This window comes from Curtobacterium sp. MMLR14_002, from assembly GCF_001864975.1.
Lineage (GTDB): Bacteria > Actinomycetota > Actinomycetes > Actinomycetales > Microbacteriaceae > Curtobacterium > Curtobacterium flaccumfaciens.
The window spans coordinates 82,063-99,988 of the sequence record NZ_MJGT01000013.1 but is presented as its reverse complement, the minus strand read 5'-3'; the positions used below and the strand labels follow the sequence as shown (position 1 = coordinate 99,988).

General features: G+C 70.9%; 15 protein-coding genes and 1 tRNA gene. 10 read left to right on the top strand and 6 right to left on the bottom strand.

Going from position 1 to position 17,926, the window contains the following annotated elements:
* Positions 1 to 198 precede the first annotated feature (198 nt).
* The 4 genes from BIU91_RS18740 to gabT form a co-directional block, all read right to left on the bottom strand.
* A complete protein-coding gene (locus BIU91_RS18740; protein ID WP_155896911.1) occupies positions 199 to 357 on the bottom strand; it encodes a hypothetical protein in 159 nt (52 codons plus the stop codon).
* 76 nt (positions 358 to 433) lie between these two features.
* Positions 434 to 1,804 (bottom strand): NAD(P)/FAD-dependent oxidoreductase, encoded by a 1,371-nt coding sequence (locus tag BIU91_RS02965; protein ID WP_071404150.1) that lies wholly within the window; start codon positions 1,802 to 1,804, stop codon positions 434 to 436.
* The gene (locus BIU91_RS02960; protein ID WP_253183672.1) at positions 1,801 to 3,261 is read right to left on the bottom strand and encodes an NAD-dependent succinate-semialdehyde dehydrogenase; all 1,461 of its coding nucleotides are present in this window, start codon (positions 3,259 to 3,261) and stop codon (positions 1,801 to 1,803) included. The genes BIU91_RS02965 and BIU91_RS02960 overlap by 4 nt, the downstream gene beginning before the upstream one ends.
* A 95-nt stretch (positions 3,262 to 3,356) precedes the next feature.
* Positions 3,357 to 4,718 (bottom strand): 4-aminobutyrate--2-oxoglutarate transaminase, encoded by a 1,362-nt coding sequence (gene gabT / locus BIU91_RS02955; protein ID WP_071404149.1) that lies wholly within the window; start codon positions 4,716 to 4,718, stop codon positions 3,357 to 3,359.
* A gap of 92 nt (positions 4,719 to 4,810) precedes the next feature.
* Here gabT and BIU91_RS02950 point away from each other — a divergent pair, with 92 nt between their 5' ends.
* A complete protein-coding gene (locus tag BIU91_RS02950) occupies positions 4,811 to 6,346 on the top strand; it encodes a PucR family transcriptional regulator (RefSeq protein WP_071404148.1) in 1,536 nt (511 codons plus the stop codon).
* Positions 6,347 to 6,366: 20 nt separating this feature from the next.
* Positions 6,367 to 6,984 (top strand): TetR family transcriptional regulator, encoded by a 618-nt coding sequence (locus tag BIU91_RS02945; protein WP_071404147.1) that lies wholly within the window; start codon positions 6,367 to 6,369, stop codon positions 6,982 to 6,984.
* Here the strand turns inward: BIU91_RS02945 and BIU91_RS02940 are convergent.
* Entirely contained in the window at positions 6,967 to 7,668 is a 702-nt protein-coding gene (locus BIU91_RS02940; protein WP_071404156.1) for an NUDIX domain-containing protein, read from the bottom strand. The two genes, BIU91_RS02945 and BIU91_RS02940, sit on opposite strands and share 18 nt — an antisense overlap.
* A gap of 90 nt (positions 7,669 to 7,758) precedes the next feature.
* On the opposite strand from BIU91_RS02940, the gene BIU91_RS02935 reads away from it, so the two are divergent.
* Positions 7,759 to 8,238: a hypothetical protein gene (locus BIU91_RS02935; protein WP_071404146.1), complete on the top strand. Its 480-nt coding sequence runs from the start codon at positions 7,759 to 7,761 to the stop codon at positions 8,236 to 8,238.
* Between the two features lie 86 nt (positions 8,239 to 8,324).
* Here the strand turns inward: BIU91_RS02935 and BIU91_RS02930 are convergent.
* Positions 8,325 to 8,411, bottom strand: a tRNA-Leu gene (locus BIU91_RS02930).
* Positions 8,412 to 8,497: 86 nt separating this feature from the next.
* Between BIU91_RS02930 and BIU91_RS02925 the strand changes: the two genes are divergently transcribed.
* From BIU91_RS02925 to pknB, 7 genes are all read left to right on the top strand, one after another.
* Positions 8,498 to 9,178, top strand: coding sequence for a DUF3662 and FHA domain-containing protein (locus BIU91_RS02925; protein WP_071404145.1), 681 nt, complete (start codon positions 8,498 to 8,500; stop codon positions 9,176 to 9,178).
* Positions 9,175 to 9,726 (top strand): FHA domain-containing protein, encoded by a 552-nt coding sequence (locus BIU91_RS02920; RefSeq protein ID WP_071404144.1) that lies wholly within the window; start codon positions 9,175 to 9,177, stop codon positions 9,724 to 9,726. The genes BIU91_RS02925 and BIU91_RS02920 overlap by 4 nt, the downstream gene beginning before the upstream one ends.
* A gap of 6 nt (positions 9,727 to 9,732) precedes the next feature.
* A complete protein-coding gene (locus BIU91_RS02915) occupies positions 9,733 to 11,085 on the top strand; it encodes a Stp1/IreP family PP2C-type Ser/Thr phosphatase (RefSeq protein WP_071404143.1) in 1,353 nt (450 codons plus the stop codon).
* Positions 11,082 to 12,527, top strand: coding sequence for an FtsW/RodA/SpoVE family cell cycle protein (locus BIU91_RS02910; RefSeq protein ID WP_071404142.1), 1,446 nt, complete (start codon positions 11,082 to 11,084; stop codon positions 12,525 to 12,527). Before BIU91_RS02915 ends, BIU91_RS02910 begins: the two co-directional genes overlap by 4 nt.
* Positions 12,524 to 13,978, top strand: coding sequence for a penicillin-binding protein 2 (locus BIU91_RS02905; RefSeq protein ID WP_071404141.1), 1,455 nt, complete (start codon positions 12,524 to 12,526; stop codon positions 13,976 to 13,978). The genes BIU91_RS02910 and BIU91_RS02905 overlap by 4 nt, the downstream gene beginning before the upstream one ends.
* Complete coding sequence (locus BIU91_RS02900; protein WP_071404140.1) at positions 13,975 to 15,741, top strand: serine/threonine-protein kinase; 1,767 nt, start codon at positions 13,975 to 13,977, stop codon at positions 15,739 to 15,741. The genes BIU91_RS02905 and BIU91_RS02900 overlap by 4 nt, the downstream gene beginning before the upstream one ends.
* Before the next feature lie 121 nt (positions 15,742 to 15,862).
* Positions 15,863 to 17,689, top strand: a complete 1,827-nt coding sequence (gene pknB, locus BIU91_RS02895) for a Stk1 family PASTA domain-containing Ser/Thr kinase (RefSeq protein WP_290439500.1) — start codon at positions 15,863 to 15,865, stop codon at positions 17,687 to 17,689.
* Positions 17,690 to 17,926 lie beyond the last annotated feature (237 nt).

Sequence of the window (17,926 nt, the reverse complement as noted above, 5' to 3'; positions counted from 1 at the left end):
CACCGCGCCTCCCGTCCGCTCGTCGGTCGCCCCTCCCACGTCGCCACCGGAAGACGCCGTCGTCACGCTTCGACGCCGCGGAACGCGCGAGACGCCGCCGGATCCGGCGGCGTCTCGCTGACGTGGAGGCGTCGAGCGAACACGCCGGCGTCTCACGCCGCCGCGCCGCCGCACCACCGCGCCGCCGTGCGGTCGCCGCTACTGCTGCGGGTCGGCGGGCTCGCCGCCGGAGTCCGTGTCGCTGTCCTGCTGCGGGTCCTCCGTCGCGTCGCCCGTGGGCGACCCGTCCGGCAGGTCCTCGGTGTACTGCTCCTGGTCCTTGGTGGGGTCACTGGACCCGTTCGCTGCGTCACTCATGGCCCGGACGGTACGCGCGAGCGCCTGGGTACGTCAGTACCTGGACAGGTCACTCAGCCGTGACCCACCGAGGTGGTTACCGCGTCGCAGCGGCCTGCGGAACGGCCACCAGGATCTCCTCGGCGACCTCGCGCCCGATGCGCACGGCACCGTCGACGTGCTGGTAGCCCTGCCCGGCCAGGTCGCTCGAGGCGAAGCGGATCGGACCGACCGCGGCACGCTGGTCGGCGCCGTAGCGGACGAGCCCGCCCAGGTCGAAGCTCGCCGCGTAGGCGCCGCGCGTCCACTCCTCGGTGCCCCAGTCGCTCTCGTAGTAGACGACCGGCGACAGGGCCTCGTCACCGTAGTAGTGCGCCAGCGAGGCGAGCACCCGGGCTCGCCGTTCCTCGGTCGACAGCGCGAACAGGTCGTCGGCGTGCTGGTCGGAGACGAACCCGACCAGGGTCCCCTGCTCGGAACCGTGCGAGGTGTTGTCGTACGCCTCGTGCACGACCTCGTACGGGCTGAACGCGGTGCCGGACAGGCCCGCCGCACGCCAGAAGGGGCGGTCGTAGACGGCGTGCACCTTGATCACGAAGCCCATCGACAGGTGCTGGTGCAGCTGGTGCTGGCGTCGGGGCAGCGGCGGCTCGTACGAGATCCGCGAGTACAGGGGCGGCGGGACCGCGACGAGGGCCTGTCGGGCGTGCACCTCGATCCCGCCGTCGGCGAGCGCGACGACCCCGTCGTCGCCCCAGCGCAGCGTCCGGACCGGGGCGTTCAGGTGCACGTCGTCGCCGAGGCGCTCGGCGAGCCGCTCGGACACCTGCTGCATGCCGCCGACGACCCGCTTGTCCAGGATGAAGTCGGCGTCGACCAGGTTGGTGAAGCTGCCGGCGGACGCCGCCATCAGCAGGGCCTGCAGTGCGGAGAACGCGTGCGCGGGCTTGGTGAGCATGGCGCCGGCGATGAACAGCTCGACGTTGTCGGTCGCGACCCGGTCGGGGCTGAGGTCGTGCAGCCAGGCGCGGAACGAGACCTCGTCGAGGGCGGCTGCGTCCGGGGTCTCCCAGGGGCGCGCCGGGTCGACCTTCGCGACGTACTCGTCGACGACGGCGACGAGCCGTTCGATCTCGTTCGCCGTGGGCTCGGGCAGGGGGAAGATGTCGCCGGTGTACTCGGTCCGGGTGCCGTCGGCGTCGACGTAGACGCTGGAGCCCTCGCGGTACCGGTCGTACGTCTGCAGGCCGAGCTCGTCGAGGGTCTCGAGCAGTGCGGTCTGGTCGGGCGAGACCCACTGCCCGCCGATCTCCAGGGTCACCCCGTCGATGTCGTTCGTCCAGGTGCGGCCCCCCACGCGGTCGCGGGCCTCGAGCACGGCGACCCGCAGGCCGGCAGCCCGCAGGCGGTTCGCGGCGGTGAGACCGGCGACACCGGCTCCGATGACGACGACGTCCTTCTCGATCATCGAGCTGCTCCCTGTGCGGTCGTGGTGCTGTCGGTGTGCCGGAACGGGTCCGGGGTGAGCGTGTACATGGTCTCGAGGTACTCGGCGATGCCCTCGCCGCCGCCCTCGCGACCGAGGCCGGACTGCTTCACGCCGCCGAACGGTGCCGAGGCGTTCGACACGACCCCGGTGTTCAGCCCCAGCATGCCGGTCTCGAGCCGCTCCATCAGGCGCTGCCCGCGTGCCGGGTCCTCGGTGAAGGCGTAGCCGACCAGACCGTACTCGGTGTCGTTCGCGGCGGCCACGGCCTCGTCCTCGGAGCGGAACGTGCGGATCGCGAGCACCGGCCCGAAGATCTCGTCGTCGAGGATCGCGCTGCCCGGCTGCACGTCGGTCAGGACGGTCGGCGCGTAGAACGTGCCGGGCCCGTCGACCGGGTGTCCGCCGGTCCGGACCGTCGCCCCGCGCTCGACCGCGTCGGTGACCAGGCGGTGCGCCTTGTCCACGGCGCGGGCGTCGATGAGCGGCCCGATGGCGACGCCGTCCTCGGTCCCCCGGCCGACCCGCATCGCGGCAACCCGCTCGGTGACCCGGCGGGTGAACTCGTCGGCGACGTCCTCGTGCACCAGGAACCGGTTCGCGGCGGTGCAGGCCTGGCCGGTGTTCCGGAACTTCGCGGCGAGCGCGCCCTCCACCGCCAGGTCGAGGTCGGCGTCGGCGAACACCAGGAACGGGGCGTTGCCCCCGAGCTCCATGCTCGTCCGGAGCACGTTCTGCGCCGCCTGGCCGAGCAGCGTCCGTCCGACCGGCGTCGAACCGGTGAACGACAGCTTCCGCAGGCGGGGGTCGGCGATCACGGGCGCGGAGACGTCGGCGGCGTGCGTGGTCGGGACGACGTTGACGACGCCGGCGGGCACGCCGGCCTCGACGAGCAGGTCGGCGAACAGCAGGGTGGTCAGCGGCGTCAGTTCGGCCGGTTTCACGACGACGGTGCAGCCGGCGGCGAGCGCCGGAGCGATCTTGCGGGTCGCCATCGCCAACGGGAAGTTCCACGGCGTGATCAGGAACGCGGGCCCGACGGGCTTGTGCGAGACGGTGGCGCGGCCGGTCCCCTCGGGGTTGGTGCCGTACGAACCGCCGATCCGGACCGCTTCCTCCGAGAACCAGCGGAGGAACTCGCCGCCGTACGCGACCTCGCCGCGGGCCTCGGCCAGGGGCTTGCCCATCTCCAGCGTCATCAGGAGCGCGAACTCCTCGCGTCGCTCCTGCAGCAGGTCGAACGCGCGGCGCAGCACCTCGGCGCGCTGCCGCGGGGGCGTGGTCGCCCAGCCGTGCCGTGCGGCGACGGCGGCGTCGAGCGCCTTCCGGCCGTCCTCGGGTGAGGCGTCGGCGATGTGCAGGAGTGTTTCGCCGGTCGCAGGGTCGACGACGGCGAAGGTCGCGTCGTCGGCCGCCGGCTGCCAGACACCGTCGACCAGGAGGCCCGTGGGGACGCGGTCGAGCACCGCCTGTTCGGCGGCTGGTCCGGTGGCGTCGGGGACGCTGGGCCAGGCTGTCGCGGGGATGGTCGCGCTCACGACGCGGCCAGCCCGTCGAGGACGACGGTCAGGCCGTCGCGGAGCAGGTCGTCGTCGATCGACAGCGGCGGCAGGAAGCGCACGACGTTGCCGTACGTGCCGGCCGTGAGGGCGATGACGCCGTGCTCGAACGCGTACCGCACCACCCGTCCCGTGAGCCCGGGGTCGGGATCGCCGGTGGCGGGGTCGACGAGCTCCATCGCGACCATGGCACCGCGGCCGCGGACGTCGCCGATGCGGGGGTCGTCGGCCTGGGCGCTGTGCAGGGCGTCGAGCAGGACCGTGCCGATCGCCCCGGCGCGCTCGACGAGTCCGTCGTGCTCGAAGGCGTCGATGGCCGCGAGGGCTGCGGCGCAGGCGATCGGGTTGCCGCCGTAGGTCCCGCCGAGGCCGCCGACGTGGGCGGAGTCCATGATCGCCGCACGCCCGGTCACGCCGGACAGCGGGAGTCCGCCGGCCATGCCCTTCGCGGTCGTGACGACGTCGGGCACGATCCCCTCGTGCTCGCTGGCGAACATCGCGCCGGTGCGGGCGAACCCGGTCTGCACCTCGTCGGCGATGAACACGACGCCGTTGGCGGCGGTCCACTCGGACAGCGCGGTCAGGAACCCCGGTGCCGGGACGACGAAGCCGCCCTCGCCCTGGATCGGTTCGATCAGGACCGCGGCGGTGTTCTCGGCGCCGACCTGCTTCTCGATCTGGCTGATCGCACGCTTCGCCGCTTCCGGCCCCGACAGCCCGTCGTGGAACGGGTACGACATCGGGACGCGGTAGACCTCGGGTGCGAACGGCCCGAAGCCGTTCTTGTAGGGCTGGTTCTTCGCGGTCAGCGCCATCGTCAGGTTCGTGCGGCCGTGGTAGGCGTGGTCGAAGACGACGACGGCCTGCCGACCGGTGTGCTTCCGGGCGATCTTGACGGCGTTCTCGACGGCCTCGGCCCCCGAGTTGAACAGCGCCGTCCGCTTCTCGTGGTCGCCGGGGGTCAGACGGTTGAGCGCCTCGGCGACGGCGACGTACCCGTCGTAGGCGGCGATGGTGAAGCACGTGTGCGTGAAGGCCGCGACCTGCTCGGTGACGGCGGCGACCACGCCGGGGTGGGCGTTGCCGACCGACGTCACGGCGATCCCGGACCCGAGGTCGACGAACGAGTTGCCGTCGGCGTCGACCACCACGCCGCCACCGGCCGCGACGACCGCGATGGGCACGGCGACGCCGACCCCGGCCGCGACGGCGCCGGCCTTCCGGGCGAGCAGCTCCTGCGATCGCGGACCAGGGACGGCGGTGACGAGCCGTCGTTCCTGGGGCAGCGACGGGCCGCCGGTGGTCGCTCGGGTCGCGGACGCTGCGGTGGAGGACATGCCGCGATGGTAGGAGCCACCACCGCACACTCGTACTGTCCACGGCGTACATCGACCCCCGGGCGGATCGACCCGGTGGATAGGGTGACGGCATGCCCGCAACGCTGCGCTCCCTGCTGCACCGGCGTGAACTCCACCTGCGCCCGCTCACCGACGCGGACGAGCACGCCCTCGATGCCCCGCTGTCCTGGCTGCACAGCTCGGACCTCGAGGACCCGACCCCGTTCCTCGCCGAGGGTCAGGGGCTGCTCACGACCGGCACGCAGTTCGGTGCCGAGGCCGACGTCCGCGACGACGTCGCCGAGGCCTACGTCCGCCGGCTCGTGGACCGCGGTGTCGTGGCGCTCGGGTTCGGCACCGAGGTCGTCCGCGCCGGCACCCCCGACGTCCTGATCGCCGCCTGCACCCGGCACGGACTGCCGCTGTTCGAGGTGCCCTACGAGACCTCCTTCATCGCGGTCGCGCAGGCCAACGCCGAAGCGGTCGCGCGGGACGCCAACGCACGCGGTGCCTGGGCCCTCGCCGCGCAGCGTGCCATCTCGCTCGCCGCGATGCGACCGGACGGACTCGGCGCGACCATCGCCGAGCTGTCCCGGCAGCTCGACGGGTGGGTCGGCCTGTTCGACGTCTCCGGTCGGCTCGACCGCGGACACCCCGCCGACGCGCTGCCCGCTGCCGACCTCGACCTCCTGCGGACCGAGGCGCTGCGGCTGCTGCGCTCCGGGCAGCGGGCGAGCCTGCCGGTCGCCACGGACCGGGGCGTCGGGTACACCCTGCAGACGCTCGGCAGCGGCGGGCACCTGAGCGGCGTGCTCGCGATCGCGAACGGCGGAGCACTCGACCGGGCCGGACGCGAGGTCGTCACGGCCGTCATCGCCCTGGCCGGCCTCGCCCTGCAGCAGAACCGCGAGCTCGCCCGTGCCCGCGGACTCCTGCGGACCGGACTCCTCACGATGCTGTCCGTCGGCGAACCCGAGGTGGTGCAGGCGACGTCACGCGAGGTGTGGGGGCCGCTGCCCGCCGAACCCGTCCGGATCGCGGCCGTCGACGTCCCCGACCACGACCTCGACACCGTGGTGGACCTGCTCGAACTGTGGGTGCAGGACCGGCCGGGGCACCTGTTCTTCGCGGTCGACGACGCCGTGTTCCTCTGCGTGAACGCGGACGACACCGGGATCGTCGCCGAAGTCGTCGACCGCTTCGACCTGCGCGCCGGCCTGTCCGACGGCGCCGCGTACCGGTCGTTCGGACGCGCCCGCACCGAGGCCGTGCAAGCACTCGACCGACGCCGTGAGGGACGCCCGGGCACCACCGAGTTCGGCGACCTCGCCCGAGAGGGGGTGCTCGCCCACCTCGCCCACGTCGACGTGGCCGCCGGTGCGGTCGCCCGCGCCTTCCTCGCCCCACTGCTCGACCACGACCGCACGGCCGGCACCGAGCTCACGGGCACCGTCCGGACCTGGCTGCAGGAGAACTGCGAGTACGACCGCGCCGCACGGGTCCTCGGCATCCACCGGCACACCGCCCGCGCCCGGGTGGAGCACGCCGGTCGGCTCCTCGACCGTGACCTCTCCGTCTTCTCGACCCGGGCCGACCTCTGGGCAGCCTTCGTGGTCGAGGGCGCGTGACGCGCGGATACGGTGGGACGATGCCGTCGACACCGGCCCGCCGGCGCCTGAGCCCGGCCGAACGCGGATCCCAGATCACGGTGGCCGCCGTCGAACTGGCGCGTGCCGAGGGCCTCGCGGCGGTGACGCTCCGCGGGGTCGCCGCCGTGATCGGGGTCGCACCCTCGCTCGTCGCCCACTACCGCCCGAGCATGGAGGACCTGGTCGGCGAGACGTTCCGCACCGTCGCGGACGCCGAGGTCGCCGAGGTCCGCGCGATCGTCGCCGCTGCGCCCGACCCCGTCTCCGGCCTCCGCACCCTGCTCGGTTGCATCGCCGACCCCGCGCGCGACGACGTCGCCACCCTGTGGGCCGACGCGTGGAGCATCGGCCGCACGAACGCGGCACTGGCGACCGCGGCACGGGACGTCATGGACGACTGGCAGCTCCTCGCCACCACGGTCGTCGTCGACGGGGTGCGCGCGGGTGTGCTGCACACCGACGACCCGGACGGCGTCGGACGCCTGCTCTTCGCGCTCGTCGACGCCACCAACGGGTACGCCCTGGTCGACTACCTCGACCGCCCGACCCGCGAGGCCCTGGTCCGCACGACGATCGCACGAGCGGTGGGCCTGGACGGGTCAGCCCTGTCGGGGTGACACCCGCCGCAGTGCCACTGACCGCATTGCCACCCACTGCAGCAGCATGATCGTCTTGCCGTCGGCTATCCGACCGTCCGCCACCATCGCGAGCGCCTCGTCGAGCTGCACCTCGAGCACCTCGATGTCCTCGCCCTCGTCCTCGATGCCGCCCCCGGCCTCGACCCGGTCGGTCGGCGTGTACGCGCCGAGGTAGAAGTGGACCCGCTCGGTGACCGAACCGGGGCTCATGAACACGTCGCCCAGGTGCTCGAGCGCGCCGAGCCGGATGCCGAGCTCCTCGGCGGCTTCACGCCGGACCGCGGTCTCGGGGTCGTCCTCGTCGAGCAGTCCCGCCGCGGCCTCGATCAACATGCCGTCCGGGTGTCCGTTCACGTACGCGGGCCACCGGAACTGCCGCGTGAGCAGGACGGTGCCGCGCTCGGCGTCGTACGGCAGCACCGTCGCGCCGTTCCCGCGGTCGTAGGTCTCGCGCTGCTGCCGGTCCCACCGACCGTCACGGCGCCGGACGTCGAGGGTCGTGCGGCGGAGCACGTGCCACCCGTTCGACACCACCTCGACGTCCCGCACGACGACGTCGGGGTTGCGGTCCAGGGCACGGCCCACGGCGTCGAGGCCCGTCCGACCACGGTCGTCGGGCACGTCCACTCCGGGACGCTGGACGGTGGTGCGTTCGTCGGTCACCCGGTCACCGTAGCGGGGCACCTCGGCAGGACCCCGTCCGCTCGGTACGCTCGACGTGCCGCACCAGGGAGCGGCAGAGGACGGTGCAGCATGACCAGGACGTTCATCCTCCGACGACCGGACCGACCGCAGGTGGTCACCGTGTCCTTCGTGCTGTGGTTGGTGTGGGTGGCAGCCTGCGTCGCCGCCACGGTGCTCCAGTTCTTCGCGACGGACGCGGCGGTCGGCCAGGCGCCGGTCCTCGCCGGGATCGTCGCCCTGGTGCTCTGGGCCCTGGTGACGTGGGCGGTGTTCCGGATGGCCGCGGGCTCCCGCGTCGCGCGCATCGTGCTCGTCGTCGTCGCGGCCTTCCGCGCGCTCCTGAGCGTCACCGGCGGCGAACTCGCGGTCCTGACGATCGCGCTGTCGGTCGTCGCCGCGGTCCTGCTGTTCCTGCCCAGCGCGCGCCCGTTCTTCGCCCCGCAGCAGGCCCGGAGAGCCGACCACGGGTTCGACGGAACCGGCGTGTCGGGGCCGAGCCGTGCCTCCAGGCCGGATGCCGACCACACGACGGACGCTGACCGGGGCTGAGGCCAGACGCGTCGACGGCCGACCCCGGCCCGGCCCGAGAAACAGGAAAGGCCCCGGATTCCTCCGGGGCCTTTCCTGTTTTCGCCTGGTGCGCGAGGGGGGACTTGAACCCCCACGCCGTTTCCAGCACACGGACCTGAACCGTGCGCGTCTACCAATTCCGCCACTCGCGCCAGCCCCGAAACACTACCACGCACAGACGGGTGTCAACGCCAACCACTACCATGCAGTGGTTGACGACCGACGACACGGGAGACGCATGGGCCTGCTGGACAACTTCGAGCGAGGGTTGGAACGCGCCGTCAACGGCGCGTTCGCGAAGACCTTCCGCTCCGGGGTGCAGCCCGTCGAGATCTCGAGCGCCCTGCGGCGCGAGCTCGACACGAAGGCCGCGGTGGTCTCCCGTGAACGCATCCTCGTGCCGAACGAGTTCACCGTGCGCCTGGCGCCGCCGGACTGCACGCGCATGAACGACGTCGGTCGCCCCCTCATCGACGAACTGACCCAGATGGTGCACCAACACGCCGTCGCGCAGAACTACTCGTTCTCCGGCCCGGTCACCATCCGGCTCCAGCAGGACGGCACGCTCTCGACGGGCATCCTGCAGGTCGACTCCACCACCGTGCAGCGCGACGTGGCCTGGATCCCGGTGCTCGACATCGGCTCGCAGCGACACCGACTGCACCGCGGGCGCACGGTGATCGGGCGAGGCAGCGACGCGGACATCACCATCGCGGACACCGGGACGAGCCGGAAGCACGTCGAGGTGCTGTGGGACGGCAAGCACGCCCAGGCCACCGATCTCGGCTCCACGAACGGCTCGAAACTGAACGGTCAGCACTTCCAGCAGGTGATCGTTGAGCCGGACTCCACCATCGAGATCGGTCGTACCCGTATGGTGTTCCGGGTGATCCCGGAGAACGACGGAGGTGCTCGATGACCACAGGCCTGACCCTGCTCGTCCTGCGCTTCGCGTTCCTCGCCGTGCTCTGGCTGTTCGTCTTCGTGATCGTGTTCGCCCTGCGCAGCGATCTCTTCGGCCAGCGCGTCCGCACGATCCCGACCGATCCCAAGTCGGCGCCGTCCGGGCCCAGCACCCCCACCGTCCCCGCTGCGGCGGCCCCCGGGCCCGCCTCGAGCGGTGCCTTCACCGACGTGATCGGTCAACCGAGCAGTGGGCAACGGCCCGCCTCGCCGGCCGCGGCCCGCCTCGTCATCACCGAGGGTGCGCGCGAGGGCATGGAGATGCCGCTGGGTGGCGGCCCCATCACGATCGGGCGTTCGAGCGAGTCGAACGTCGTGATCCGTGACGACTACACCTCGACCAACCACGCCCGCCTCGACCTCCGCGCCGACGGCTGGCTCCTCACCGACCTCGAGTCCACGAACGGCACCTTCGTCAACGGTCAGAAGGTGAGCGCTCCCGTCCTCGTGGCAGAGGGCACGCCCATCACGATCGGGACGACGACGTTCGAGCTGCGGCGGTAACCCGGCATGACCGCTCGCACGCTGAGCGCCGCTGTGTCCCACGTGGGGCGCATCCGCGCGAACAACCAGGACTCCGGCTACGCCGGGGCGCACCTGTTCGCGGTGGCGGACGGCATGGGCGGCCACGCCGGCGGTGACGTCGCCTCGGCGATCGCGATCCGACGCATCCGCGAGGTCGACCGCGAGTTCCCGTCGGCGCACGACGCCGAGTTCGCGCTGCAGTCGGCGCTCATCGCGGCGAACCAGCTGATCACCGAGACCGTGTTCGAGCACCAGGAGCTCACCGGCATGGGCACCACGGTGTCCGCGATGATCCGCGTCGGCGAGCAGATCGCGATCGCGCACATCGGCGACTCCCGCATCTACCGTCACCGCGACGGCGAGCTGCAGCAGATCACGTCCGACCACACCTTCGTCCAGCGGCTGGTCGACAGCGGCCGGATCACGCCGGAGGAAGCCGCGGTCCACCCGCGTCGCTCCGTCCTGATGCGCGTGCTGGGCGACGTCGATGCGGCACCCGAGGTCGACACGGCCATCATGGACATCCAGCCGGGCGACCGCTGGCTGCTCTGCTCCGACGGCCTGTCCTCGTACCTGGCCGAAGAGCGCATCCGACACGCCCTGGCGTCGAACATGGACGCCAACCAGGTCACGCAGCGCCTGGTGAAGGAGACGCTCGACCACGGCGCCCCCGACAACGTCACCGTCGTGGTGATGGACGTCACGGACACCGAACCCGAGGACGACGACGACGCAGCCACCACGGTCGGCTCCGCCGCGGCACCGCTCACCTTCGAGGCGTCGACCGGCCGCAAGCCGATCCGCCTCCCCACGATCCTGCTGCACCCGCTCAAGGTCACCACCGCCCCCGAGGACTCGCACTTCGAGCCCGAGTCCGACCAGTTCTTCGCCGAGCTCATCGCCGAGGACCGCCGACGCCGCATCCGTCGTCGGGTGTCCTGGACCGTCGCGCTCGTGGTCGCGGTCGCGGTGCTCGTCGGCGCGGTGTTCGTCGGCTGGCGGATCACGCAGGACCACTACTACGTCGGCACCGACCGGGGCACCGTCGCGATCTACAAGGGCGTGCAGCAGTCGATCGGGCCGTTGGCGCTGTCGGACGTGTACGAGGACAGCGACATCACGGTCTCGTCGCTGCCGGACTACACCCGCGAGAACGTCCGCTCCACGATCAACGCGCAGTCGCTCTCCGACGCACGGGACATCGTCGAGCGCCTGCGCAAGGCCGCCGCGACCGGTGAAGACCAGGCCGGCACCGGTGGGGACGGCGACGCCAGCTCGTCCCCGTCGCCCTCGCCGACCCGATCGCCGTCGCCGAGCCCCACGCGGAGCCCGCGATGAGCAACGCCACGGCCGCCCAGTCCTTCACCCAGGCGATCACGATCAAGCTCCGGGAGCCCGCTCGCGCGCGGAACCTCGAGCTCTTCCTGCTCGTCATCGCGTGCGGCATCTGCGCGGGTGCGATGGTGCTCGTGCAGCTCGGCACCAAGGGCCGGCTGTTCGACCAGTCGGTGCTCTGGGTCGGCGGCGGCATCCTCGGCCTCGCGCTCGTCATGCACGTGGTGCTGCGGGTCGTGGCGAAGAACGCCGACCCGTTCATCCTGCCGATCGCGCTCGTCCTGAACGGCATCGGCATCGCCGAGATCTACCGCATCGACGTCCACAACGGCCTGTCCGGCTGGGACGCCATCGGCGTGAAGCAGATCGTCTGGACGATGCTCGCGATGGTCCTGGCGATCATCACGCTCGTCGCCGTCCGCAACCACCGGTTCCTGCAGCGGTACCGGTACATCTTCATGGCGCTGACGATCGTCCTGCTGCTCCTGCCGATGCTGCCGGGCATCGGCACGAACATCGGTGGCGCGCGGGTCTGGATCAAGATCGGCCCGTTCTCGTTCCAGCCCGGTGAGCTCGCGAAGATCACCATGGCGCTGTTCTTCGCCGGGTACCTCGTCACCGCCCGCGACTCGCTGTCGATCGTCGGCAAGAAGTTCCTCGGCATGACGTTCCCGCGTGCCCGTGACCTCGGCCCGATCCTGGTCATGTGGGGCGCCGCGATGGCCGTCCTCGTGTTCCAGCGCGACCTCGGCACCGCGCTGCTCTACTTCGGCCTGTTCCTCGTGATGATCTACGTGGCCACGGCGCGCATCAGCTGGGTCGCGATCGGTCTCACGCTGTTCATCGGTGGAGCCCTCGTCGCGCAGAGCGTCCTGGAGTACGTCCGCGGTCGCTTCGAACAGTGGCTCGACCCGTTCAACCAAGAGGTCTTCAGCCGCGACACCCAGGCGAGCTACCAGCTCGTGCAGGGCTTGTTCGGCTTCGCGAACGGCGGGATCACCGGCACGGGACTCGGGCAGGGCCGGCCGTACATCACGCCGGTCGCCAACGCCGACTACATCGTCGCGTCGCTCGGTGAAGAGCTCGGCCTGATCGGTGTCTTCGCGATCCTCGCCCTCTTCATCGTGTTCGCTTCGCGTGGCATCCGCGTCGGGTTCATGGCGCAGGACGACTTCGGCAAGCTGCTCGGTGTCGGCTTCGGCTTCATCATCGCCCTGCAGGTGTTCGTCGTCGTCGGTGGCATCACCCGGATCATCCCGGTGACCGGTCTGACCACGCCGTTCATGGCCGCCGGTGGTTCCTCGCTCATCGCCAACTGGATCATCGCCGCGATGCTGCTGCGACTCACCGATTCCATCCCAGCCGAACAACGCGTCCAGCAGGGCGCGATCCCCGCCGCGAGCGGGCGGTCTGCGCGCGCGACCAGGAAGGAGCGTCGTCGATGAACCGACAGCTCCGCGGTGTCTCGACCGTCATCGTGCTCATGTTCGTCGCACTCTTCGTGTCGACGACGTCGATCCAGTTCTTCGCGGCCGACTCGTTGCGCGCCGACTCCCGGAACTCCCGAACCATCTTGGACAGTTACTCCACCAAGCGCGGCGCCATCCTCGTCGACGGCAGCCCGATCGCCGAGTCGACCCCGGTGGACGACCAGTACGAGTACCAGCGGAAGTACACGAACGGTGACCTGTACTCCGCGGTCACCGGGTACTTCACGATCGGGCAGGGCAACACCGGCATCGAGAGCGCGGAGAACACCGTCCTCTCGGGCAACTCGGACGCCTCGTTCTTCCAGAACCTCAACTCGATCCTCACCGGCCAGGACGTCCAGGGCGACAACGTCAACCTGACCATCGACCCGGACGTGCAGCAGGCCGCGTACGACGCGCTCGGCACCAACAGCGGCGCCGTCGTCGCGATCCAGCCGAAGACCGGCAAGATCCTCGCGATGGTGTCGAAGCCGAGCTACGACCCGAACTCGCTCACCTCGCACGACACGGCCGAGGTCAAGCGGCAGTACGACGCGCTGCTCGGGGCCGACACCGCCCCGCTGCAGAACCGTGCCATCGGCGGCGACCTGTACACCCCCGGATCGGTGTTCAAGCTCGTGGTGGCCTCGGCGGCACTCGAGGGCGGCAAGTACAACCTCGACTCCACGTTCCCGAACCCGTCGCGACTGCAGCTGCCCGGCACGAGCTCGTACATCAACAACGCCGAGGGCGGCACCTGCGGCGGCGGCGACAAGGTCAAGCTCCGCACGGCCATCCAGTACTCGTGCAACATCCCCTTCGCCGAACTCGGCCAGAAGCTCGGGTACGACGCGATCAAGAGCATGGCCGACAAGTACGGCTTCGGCGACGCGATCGAGATCCCGATGGCAGCGACCGCCAGCCAGTACCCCGACGTCGACTCGACGGCCCAGCTCATGCTGAGCGCCTTCGGCCAGGCGAGCGTCCGGGTCTCCCCGCTGCAGATGGCGATGGTGTCGGCCGGCATCGCGAACGGCGGCAAGGTCATGCAGCCCTCACTCGTCGACTCGATCACCACGAGCGACCTGAAGACGGTCGAGTCCTTCTCCCCGAAGCAGTACAGTGATCCGCTGTCGTCCTCCGAGTCCGCTGACCTCACCGAGGCCATGCAGAGCGTCGTGAGCGCGGGGACCGGTACCAATGCCAAGATCGACGGTGTCGACGTCGCCGGCAAGACCGGCACGGCCGAAGGTGGCACCGGCGATCCCTACACGCTCTGGTTCACGGGGTTCGCCCCCGCCAAGGACCCGGAGGTGGCCGTCGCGGTCGTCGTCGGCAACGGCGGCGGGCTCGGGCAGTCCGGAGTCGGCAACACGGTCGCGGCCCCGGTCGCGAAGAAAGTCATGGAGGCGGTGCTGAACAAATGAGACCCACCAGCGGACTCACCTTCGGTGGGCGGTACCAGCTCTCCTCCCGGGTCGCCATCGGCGGCATGGGCGAGGTGTGGCAGGCGACCGACCTCGTCATCGGCCGAACCGTCGCACTCAAGATCCTCAAGGACGAGTACCTCGGTGACCCCGGCTTCCTCGAGCGCTTCCGCGCCGAGGCCCGGCACGCCGCGCTCGTCAACCACGAGGGCATCGCCAACGTCTTCGACTACGGCGAGGAGGACGGCAGCGCCTACCTCGTGATGGAGCTCGTCCCCGGCGAAGCCCTGTCGACCATGATCGAGCGCGAGCACACGCTCCCGGTCGACAAGGTGCTCGACATCGTCGCGCAGACCGCGAACGCCCTGCAGGCCGCACACGCGGTCGGTCTGGTGCACCGCGACATCAAGCCCGGCAACCTGCTCATCACGCCCGACGGTCGCGTCAAGATCACCGACTTCGGCATCGCCCGCATCGCCGACCAGGTCCCGCTCACCGCGACCGGTCAGGTGATGGGCACGGTGCAGTACCTGTCGCCCGAGCAGGCGAGCGGCCACCCCGCCTCGCCGTCGACCGACATCTACTCGCTCGGCATCGTCGCGTACGAGGCCCTGGCGGGTCGTCGTCCGTTCACCGGTGAGTCGCAGGTCGCGATCGCGATGGCGCACATCAACGAGCAGCCGCCGCCGCTGCCCGGGGACATCCCCGAGCCGGTCTCGGCCCTGGTCATCTCGTGCATCGCGAAGAAGCCGGCAGACCGTCCCGCGACGGCCGCGAACCTCGCCCGCGCCGCACAGGCGCTGCGTCGTGGTGACGTCGCCGCGGCCACCGTGGCCGTCCCCGCGATCGCGCAGAACGGCACCGTCGCGTTCAACCCGCCCCAGGGCCAGGGGAACGACGCCGCGACCGCACTCCTCGGCACCCAGGCCGGAGCGATGGCCGGCGGACCGGGCACCCCCCGCTCCCCCGTCTCCGACGAGCCCGAGGAACCCAAGAAGAAGCGCGCCTGGATCTGGTGGGTCGTCGGCATCATCGTCGTGCTCGCCATCGCCGCCGGCGCTGCGTACGCCCTCAACGCGAACAACGCCCCGGAACCCGAGCCCACCAAGTCCTCGAGCACGCCGAAGGCGACCCGCACGCCCACGCAGACCCCGTCCCCCGAGCCGACCGAGACCCGTGTCACGGTCTCGGCGGCGGACTACCAGGGGCAGAACGCCGAGCAGGTCGCGAACCAGCTCCGTGCCCGAGGCCTGCAGGCCGAGGTCATCGCCGGGTCGAACGCCACGTCGTCCGACCAGGTCGGCACCGTCGAGTCGCTCAGCCCCGAGGGCAGCCTGGCTCCCGGCACCCTCGTCACCGTCAAGGCGTTCGGCGACGTGCTGACCGCAGCGGCGCCCGAGCGCGCCACCGGCGGGACCGTCAGCGAGTCCGGTCGCGTGACCTTCAGCTGGCCCGCGTACACGGGCTGCCCCGCCGGGTACTCGGACGTCAGCTACACGTACACGATCGACAACGGCACCGTCCCCTCGAACGGCAGCAGCTCCGGCTCCACCTCCGGTACCGCGGTGACCGTCGCCGGCGCCCAGTACGGCAAGGTGACCCTGTCGTACAAGGTGACCTGCAAGTCGCCGCAGTCCGATTCCTCGGTGGTCTCCGAGTCCTCGCCGGGCGCCCAGGTCGAGTGGACCGAACCCACCGACGAGGAGACGACGAACCCGGACGACGGGATCAACCCCACCGAGACCCCGCAGGACGGTCTGTGAACGACCCCCGGAAGGGGACTGTCGACACCGTTCGGTAACGGTTCGGTCGACCCCTCCCTGACCAGCGTCTCACCAGGTGGTGCTGCCGTACACTAGCCCGGACGAACAGACGGAGGAGTACGTGCCAGAAGGTGTGACCGCGGGGATCACGCTCCTCGCCAATCGCTACGAGATCGGTGACGTCATCGGTCGGGGCGGCATGGCGACCGTGCACCTCGGCAACGACACCCGCCTCGGCCGCAAGGTCGCGGTGAAGCTCCTCAAGCCGAGCCTCGCCAACGACCCGGCCTTCCGCACGCGGTTCCGGCAGGAAGCCCAGGCCGCTGCACGCATGGCGCACCCCACCGTCGTCCGCGTGTACGACGCCGGCGAAGAGACGGTGTCCGAGCCGTCGGGAGCCGAGGTGCAGGTCCCCTTCATCGTGATGGAGTACGTCGAGGGCCGTCCGCTCTCCGACATCATCGCGGAGGGCGCCGTCGCCCCGGACGAAGCCGTCCGCATCACCGAGGGCATCCTCACCGCGCTCGAGTACTCGCACCGTGCCGGCGTGGTCCACCGTGACATCAAGCCCGCCAACGTCATGGTCACCCACACCGGCCAGGTCAAGGTCATGGACTTCGGCATCGCCCGGGCCATCACCGACACCTCGGCGACGGTCGCGCAGACCACGTCGATCCTCGGCACCGCCTCGTACTTCTCACCGGAGCAGGCCCGCGGCGAGACCGTCGACGCCCGCACCGACCTCTACTCCACCGGCGTCGTGCTCTTCGAGCTCCTCACCGGTCGCCCACCGTTCCTCGGGGACACCCCGGTGGCGGTCGCGTACCAGCACGTCAGCGAGCAGCCGGTCGCACCGTCGACGATCTCGCCCGACGTGTCCCCGGCCCTCGACGCCGTGACCCTCCATGCCCTGGTCAAGGACCGCACGCGCCGGTTCCAGAACGCGGCCGAGTTCCGCTCGGACCTGCAGCAGGCCGCAGCCGGCCGGGTGCCCGCGTCCACGAAGAAGCAGCAGCAGAACGCGGCGAACGACGCCTCGACCGTGCTCTTCGGCGTCGACCCCCGCACGACGACCAACGCCGCATCAGCGTTCCGCGAACTCGACGACGACACCGCCGAGCACCGACCGCAGCGCACGCAGAACCGTCCCCCGGTCGCGTGGATCTGGGTCGGCATCCTGCTCACCGTCGCGGTCATCGTCGCCGTGGTGTTCTTCGTCGCGAACCTGCAGCCGGGCAAGCCGCCGGTGTCGTCCTCGGTCAGCGTGCCCAACGTGGCCGGGTCGACCTACAGCGCCGCGGCCAGCGCCCTCGACAAGAAGGACCTCAAGCCCGTCAAGGTCGAGGAGAACTCCGACAGCGTCGACAAGGGCACGGTCATCCGGACGGACCCGGGCTCCGGGGTGAACGTCGGGCGCAACCAGAACGTCAACGTCGTGGTCTCCCTCGGTCCGGAACGCGTCCCCGTGCCCGAGCTCAACGGGCAATCGCAAGCGGCTGCGCAACAGTCCCTCGACGACGCCGGATTCCGTCTCGGAGCGATCTCGAGCGACTACTCGGCCGACGTCCCCGAGGGCACGGTGCTGAGCTCCGACCCCGAGTCGGGTTCCCTGCACACCAAGGGCATCGTGATCAACCTCACGATCTCCAACGGCAAGGTGCAGCTGCCCGACGTCACGCAGCAGCAGTACTCGGCGGCGAAGGCCACCGTCGAGCAGCTCGGGCTCACCGTGAACCCGGCGCCGTCCTACTCGTGCACCGGCGGACTCGTGACCCAGCAGGACACCCCTGCCGGAGACGTCGCCCAGGGCAGTGCCGTCACGCTCACCTACTGCGCACGAGCTGCGGCGCCGCCGAAGGCACCGTCGTCGAACAACGACAACAACGACAGCGGCGGCAGCAGCGGGAACAACGATCGCGGTGACGACCAGGGTGACGACGGCCGCTGAGCCGACCGTCTCCTGACGCGACCGTCCTGACGGACGGGTGACGGGCCTCCAGTCCGTCCTTCGTCCCTGCGCTGCATCTGCTCATCGCCTCCGGTCGCCATGCTGGTTCTACGGCCTGGAGGCACGGCGCACGCCCGCAACCGACGGCACGTCATGCAGACGGCCCGGTCCAGTGCCCGCGAGACGCCGTCGTGTCGGCACGACGCCCCGGAACGCACGAGACGCCGCCGGATCCGG

Excerpts from the sequence above, each read along its gene's own strand:
- BIU91_RS02915 (WP_071404143.1), top strand. The coding sequence starts at position 9,733 with ATGACCGCTCGCACGCTGAGCGCCGCTGTGTCCCACGTGGGGCGCATC.
- gabT (WP_071404149.1), bottom strand. The coding sequence starts at position 4,718 with ATGTCCTCCACCGCAGCGTCCGCGACCCGAGCGACCACCGGCGGCCCG.
- BIU91_RS02925 (WP_071404145.1), top strand. The coding sequence starts at position 8,498 with ATGGGCCTGCTGGACAACTTCGAGCGAGGGTTGGAACGCGCCGTCAAC.
- BIU91_RS02945 (WP_071404147.1), top strand. The coding sequence starts at position 6,367 with ATGCCGTCGACACCGGCCCGCCGGCGCCTGAGCCCGGCCGAACGCGGA.
- BIU91_RS02950 (WP_071404148.1), top strand. The coding sequence starts at position 4,811 with ATGCCCGCAACGCTGCGCTCCCTGCTGCACCGGCGTGAACTCCACCTG.
- BIU91_RS02965 (WP_071404150.1), bottom strand. The coding sequence starts at position 1,804 with ATGATCGAGAAGGACGTCGTCGTCATCGGAGCCGGTGTCGCCGGTCTC.
- BIU91_RS02910 (WP_071404142.1), top strand. The coding sequence starts at position 11,082 with ATGAGCAACGCCACGGCCGCCCAGTCCTTCACCCAGGCGATCACGATC.
- BIU91_RS02905 (WP_071404141.1), top strand. The coding sequence starts at position 12,524 with ATGAACCGACAGCTCCGCGGTGTCTCGACCGTCATCGTGCTCATGTTC.
- BIU91_RS18740 (WP_155896911.1), bottom strand. The coding sequence starts at position 357 with ATGAGTGACGCAGCGAACGGGTCCAGTGACCCCACCAAGGACCAGGAG.
- BIU91_RS02935 (WP_071404146.1), top strand. The coding sequence starts at position 7,759 with ATGACCAGGACGTTCATCCTCCGACGACCGGACCGACCGCAGGTGGTC.
- BIU91_RS02920 (WP_071404144.1), top strand. The coding sequence starts at position 9,175 with ATGACCACAGGCCTGACCCTGCTCGTCCTGCGCTTCGCGTTCCTCGCC.
- BIU91_RS02900 (WP_071404140.1), top strand. The coding sequence starts at position 13,975 with ATGAGACCCACCAGCGGACTCACCTTCGGTGGGCGGTACCAGCTCTCC.